The 5,575-nt window shown below is 31.5% G+C and carries 5 protein-coding genes and 1 pseudogene; all 6 read right to left on the minus strand.

Annotation, left to right across the window (positions count from 1 at the left end; all coding sequences use genetic code 11):
• Nucleotides 1-1,062, minus strand: a pseudogene (locus tag Q0C58_RS10165) (hypothetical protein); the annotation flags it as partial.
• Between the two features lie 107 nt (nucleotides 1,063-1,169).
• On the minus strand, nucleotides 1,170-2,207 hold the full coding sequence (locus tag Q0C58_RS10170) for an aldo/keto reductase (protein WP_290700927.1): 1,038 nt from the start codon (nucleotides 2,205-2,207) through the stop codon (nucleotides 1,170-1,172).
• 165 nt (nucleotides 2,208-2,372) lie between these two features.
• Nucleotides 2,373-3,329, minus strand: a complete 957-nt coding sequence (locus tag Q0C58_RS10175; protein WP_290700930.1) for an OmpA family protein — start codon at nucleotides 3,327-3,329, stop codon at nucleotides 2,373-2,375.
• An 87-nt stretch (nucleotides 3,330-3,416) separates the two neighbouring features.
• Nucleotides 3,417-4,178 carry an exodeoxyribonuclease III gene (locus Q0C58_RS10180; protein ID WP_290700933.1) on the minus strand — a complete coding sequence of 254 codons (762 nt, stop codon included), beginning with the start codon at nucleotides 4,176-4,178 and terminating at the stop codon, nucleotides 3,417-3,419.
• A gap of 62 nt (nucleotides 4,179-4,240) precedes the next feature.
• A complete protein-coding gene (locus tag Q0C58_RS10185) occupies nucleotides 4,241-4,609 on the minus strand; it encodes a DUF1573 domain-containing protein (RefSeq protein ID WP_290700936.1) in 369 nt (122 codons plus the stop codon).
• On the minus strand, nucleotides 4,602-5,441 hold the full coding sequence (locus Q0C58_RS10190; RefSeq protein ID WP_290700939.1) for a TlpA disulfide reductase family protein: 840 nt from the start codon (nucleotides 5,439-5,441) through the stop codon (nucleotides 4,602-4,604). Before Q0C58_RS10190 ends, Q0C58_RS10185 begins: the two co-directional genes overlap by 8 nt.
• Nucleotides 5,442-5,575 lie beyond the last annotated feature (134 nt).

Raw genomic sequence — 5,575 nt, forward strand, 5'->3', positions numbered from 1 at the left:
TCCTGTTATTGTAGAACCTGTAATAGTTCCTCCATTACCTACATTATTTGGTCCTGCAAGATTAAAATCCCAATCTTCACCACCATTCATTGTCCAACAAAGAGGAATAGTTCCTGCGTTTTCAAAACCTTCTGTATATGGTGCAACAAATGTTGTACATTCTGTAGCAAAATTTAATGGACCAACCCATATACTAAAATCACCACCACAATCTGACCTTACATAAGCCTCATAGTTTGTTGCTGATATTAATCCCATTTCTACATATGGATTGTTAGTAGTAGTTAATGTACCTGCTCCAGTAGGAACACCTGTTCCTGGATTTTGGACAACGATTTCCCAAGTTGTCTCAGCTCCTCCAGCTGTCCATGATAAACTAGCTGTTGTTGCTGTTGCACTTACAAATGATAAAGCACTAGGTTCAGGACATGTTACTTCAAAAACTGTTATATCATCAAATGCTACACCTTCATCTTGTACAGAACCATCTGATCCAAAAGCTATGCGCAACAAGACATTTACCTGTCCAGCCAAACCATCTAATGAATGACTTGCTATAACCCAACCATTTGATCCTGTTCCGTTACGACCTGTCCAACCTATTGGTTGGCCACCCGGATTTCCTGCTATTGTTCCATCGTTAAACCAATTGCCAGCATCTCCTAAAGCACCGACATTAACCCAAGTAGTACCTCCATCTATTGAAGATTGTAATACTGTTCCATCCCAACTAAATTCTGATTCCCACCAAATACTAAAAGATATACTAGGTGCAGCTAATGCTGAAAAATCAAATACAGGACTTGTTACTGTTGATGCATCACCATTATTATAGTCACCTGTTAAATTGGTTACCCAAGAATTTGCTCCAGATGAAGCACTATTTATGACCGTTGCTGCTGGTGTTCCTAAAGCCCATGTGCCATTATTTGTATTGTCTGCTATCCAGCCTCCATCTCCTGATTCAAAATCTTCAGAGTATGGAAATGTTGTGATTTGCGCATACACAGTATGTCCAAGAAATAGACACACTGCAGCTAATAAAAGTGTAATTTTTCTCATCGTTGCTTTTTCAATTAGTTTAAATAATTTACTAAGCTAATAAAAGTATTAAAACAAAAAAAATCTTTTATTAATTAAAGCATAAGAATACTCTTAAATTAGCATTTTCAAGGAGCTGGATTAGGATAAAAATCATGTATTTCGTTAATACTTTTTAAAATATTTTCGCTTAAATCTAAATCAATACTACTAATATTTTCTTTTAGTTGCTTTAAGTTTGTAGCGCCTATTATGCTACTAGTAACAAATTCTCTTTGATTTACAAAGGCTAGTGCCATTTGCGCTAGAGAAATATTATTAGTTTCTGCCAAATCTAAATACTGTTGCGTAGCCTTTGTTGCCTGATCACTGCTGTATCTAGCAAAACGCGGAAAAAGTTTTAACCTTGAGTTTTCTGTTGCAATATTTTTTATATATTTTCCAGAAAGCACGCCAAAAGCCATAGGTGAATACACTAATAAGCCAATATTTTCTCGCATAGAAATTTCTGCCATATCTCCTTCATACACACGATTTATTAATGAATATGCATTTTGGATAGTTACTGGTCTTGGTAAATTTTCTTTTTTGGATTCTTCAAGATAACGCATAGTTCCCCAAGCTTTTTCGTTAGATAAACCTATGTGTCTAATTTTACCTTCTTTTATAACCTCATCTAAGCTCTGTAAAACTTCTTTAAAATTATCTTCCCATTCACAATTTGGATTGTGCTTATAATCTCTAACTCCAAACATATTAGTATCTCTTTCTGGCCAGTGCAGTTGAAATAAGTCTATATAGTCTGTTTGCAGTCTTTTAAGTTCGTTATTTACAGCATCTTTTATGCTTTGCTTACTAAACCCAGTGGTTCTAATATGAGCTGTATAATCTCCTGTTCCTGCTACTTTTGAACCTAGCACTACTTTATCTCGATTTCCAGATTTTTTTAACCAAGTACCAATAATTTTACTGGTTGCACCTTGTGTTTCTTTAGCTGCTGGAACTGGATATAATTCTGCTGTATCTATAAAATTTACACCTTGATCTATGGCATAATCGAGTTGTAAATGTCCTTCGGTTTCTGTGTTTTGGTTTCCCCAAGTCATAGAACCAAGGCAAATTTTACTCACTTTTATATTTGTATTTGGAAGTGTTGTGTATTTCATGTTTGTGTTTGGCGTAATTTTCTTTAAATATAAAAAGACGATTTTTCTTTATTGAACGGAAAAGTTTAAATGTTTGTTAAGGTTTGCGTTAAGGATTGAGGTTTTGTTGAAGCTCCTCGAAGAGAGCGACTGCCGAAAGCCTGACCTTTAGGTAACGCCCAAAAACTATATATTGTTTAACAACTTAGAAATGGCATCTAACTTTGGTGTTAAAATTACTTCGATACGTCTGTTTTTTGCTTTACCTTCTACTGTATTGTTACTTGTTATTGGTGAAAATTCTCCTCGACCTGCTGCTGTAAGGTTTTCTGGATTAATATTTTTATTTTCTTGTAATATTTCTACAATTGCTGTTGCGCGTTTGGTAGATAAATCCCAATTTCCAGAAACTTGGCCTGTTCCCGTAAATGGTGCGTTATCTGTGTGGCCTTCGATTAAAACTGCTATTTCTGGGTTATCACCTAATACGTTTGCTAATTGTTTTACAGCTTTTTTCCCTTCTAATCCAACTGCCCAACTACCTGAATTAAATAATAGCTTATTTTCCATGGAAACATAAACTTTGCCATTACGTTGCTCGATGGTTAAGCCTTTACCTTCGAAGTCTGTTAATGCATTTGAAATGGCATTTTTTAAATTTGTCATTGCTGCATCTTTAGCTGCAATAACGTTTTCTAATTCTAATACTCTATTGGATCTTGCTTCGAGTTCCTTTTTAAGTTTTTCTAATCTTTGGTTTTCTAAAACTAGTGCTTGTTCTTTAGCTTCTAATTTTGCTAGTAATTCTCTGTTCTTTTTTGAATTTGCTGCAATTGCTGATGAACTGTTAGCTTCTAAAGCATTGTAAGAGTTTTTAAGGTTTTCATTCTGACTAATTAATGCTTCGTATTCGTCTTTTAAAATATATTTATCATCAATAGCTGAAGAATAATTATCTGCAGCGGTTTTTAATTCATTTTCTGCTTTATTTTTTTCTTTAAGTAAGTCGTTATATTCGTCCTGTAAGTTTCTATTTTCCTTTTTTAGGGTTGCATATTTATCTTCTAAGTTTTTATAAACTTTTGGAGATACGCATGAAGTTGATATAAATAGCAAGGTGATGATTGCAAATTTATTTTTCATTTGGAGTGGTTTTAGTATTCAATAATTAGCATTCAGTGAACAGTCGCAGTTTTCAAGTGTTACTCATTTGTGCTTACTCTATTCTTATTAATTTTCTAATTCGACTAAAATTGGACAGTGATCGCTATGTTTTGCTTCTGTAAGTATAACGGCTCTTTTTATTTTTTCTTGTAATGGTTTTGTTACCATAGCATAATCTAAACGCCAACCTTTGTTATTTGCTCTAGAATTTGCGCGATAACTCCACCAACTATACTCTACTCTTTTTGGATTTAAATAGCGAAAAGAGTCAATAAGTCCGCTATCAATAAAATTACTCATCCACTCTCTTTCTACAGGAAGAAAACCTGAAACATTTTTCATTTTTGGGTTATGGATATCTATTGCTTCATGGCAAATATTGTAGTCTCCACATATTACAAGATTTGGAATACTTGATCTTAAATTGTTTATATAATCTTGCATTTCTGCCATATAATTGAGCTTAAATTCAAGCCTAGCCATGTTTGTACCAGAAGGCAAATACATACTCATTACCGAAACACCATCGTAATCTGCACGAATGTTTCGTCCTTCGAAATCCATAGTTTCTATTCCTGTTCCATATTCTACATGATTTGGTTCGGTTTTACTTAAAATAGCAACTCCACTATAGCCTTTTTTTTGGGCACTATACCAATAATTATATTTGTATCCTGCTGCTTCAAAAAGTGTTAAGTCTAACTGCTCTTCAATGGCTTTAATTTCCTGTAGACAAACCACATCTGCATTAGTGTTTACTAACCATTCTATAAAGCCTTTTTTTATGGCAGCTCGTATTCCGTTTACGTTGTAGGAGATTATTTTCATATACTATTATTCTAAATTTCTGCTAAAATAAAAAAGTCCTGTTAAAAAACAGGACTTTAAAATTATTTGACTTCTCCTTTTAGATAAAAAACGTTAAAAGGAGGATCTGAGTTTCCTTCAACAACAATAGATTTATTAAATTTTCCTTTCTCATTTGGAATGAATCTAATTTTTATTTCAGCAGATTGGTCTTTAGGTATTGGTGATTTATCATATTTTACTAATGTACAACCACAACTTACTCCTATTGAATCGATTTTGAATTCGTTTTTTCCTATACTATTAATAAAAATTGATTTATTTATAGTGTCTCCAATCTTCAACAATCCTAATTCTATATTTTGATTATCTATTTCAATATTAGAAACACCATTATTTGAATTACAAGACGAGATAATTAAAATCAGTATTAATATTTTAAATTTATTCATTTACATGTTTTTCTATTAAATCATCAATATCGTTGTAGAATTCGTACCATTTATCATTTAACGACCCTTTATAAACTATTTTATTCAGTTTATCTACTATTAATAATTTTGGAACAGATTTATTATCTAATTTCTTACGTGAATCATCATCAACAACGAATAATGAATTAAATTCATAATCCCTAACATAGCTTTTAATGTCTATTAAACTGTCTCTAGCTAAAGGTAAATTAAGAGTATAAAATCTAACCCTATCGTCTTCTTTATATTTTAACATCAATTTCTCATATTCTGGGAATTTCTTAATACAAATACCACAACTTGAAGACCAAAGATCTATAATAATGACTTTATCTTTTTTAAAAAAGAAAGAGTTATTATTAATATCTTTAATAGATAATTCAGGAAATGGTTTGTTAATTGGGTTTTCAACATCAGATATATAATTTATCCAATTTGGCATACCAAAAACTGTTAGAAAAACAAAAATAATAGTGTAAAAGAACAAATAGTAACTATTATTGCCTTTTTTAAAAGTTAAATATCCCAAAAACAAACTAATGACAGGAAAGACTAAAATTGGTAAAACTTTAAGATTAGGTGATGGATTAACAAAAAAAACATAACCATATAGTAAAATAAATGGTAAAACCAAAATCAGTAAATTAAATCTGTTTTTATTTTTAGTGTTATCTTTTGACATTAAATATAGAGAGCCATAATAATAAAATATAGCAACTAAAAAAAACTGAACTATCCAACCTAGAGCAGCACTAAAAACCGCAATTAACGTTACTAATATTGTAGTAAAAATTATTTTTTTATAGTTCATTATTTTTTATTAACCGCAAACACCATCACAATCATATGGAATGTCTAGTTTTGTTGGTACGCTTTTGAGTGAATAAATTAACTTATTAAAATGGGAAGAATAGTTTACGATCAAGAATTTAAAAAGACAATTGT

Source organism: Lacinutrix sp., from assembly GCF_023299985.1.
GTDB lineage: Bacteria > Bacteroidota > Bacteroidia > Flavobacteriales > Flavobacteriaceae > Lacinutrix.

Coding starts and splice junctions, on each gene's coding strand:
- Q0C58_RS10185 (WP_290700936.1), bottom strand. CDS start 4,609: ATGAATAAATTTAAAATATTAATACTGATTTTAATTATCTCGTCTTGT.
- Q0C58_RS10170 (WP_290700927.1), bottom strand. CDS start 2,207: ATGAAATACACAACACTTCCAAATACAAATATAAAAGTGAGTAAAATT.
- Q0C58_RS10175 (WP_290700930.1), bottom strand. CDS start 3,329: ATGAAAAATAAATTTGCAATCATCACCTTGCTATTTATATCAACTTCA.
- Q0C58_RS10190 (WP_290700939.1), bottom strand. CDS start 5,441: ATGAACTATAAAAAAATAATTTTTACTACAATATTAGTAACGTTAATT.
- Q0C58_RS10180 (WP_290700933.1), bottom strand. CDS start 4,178: ATGAAAATAATCTCCTACAACGTAAACGGAATACGAGCTGCCATAAAA.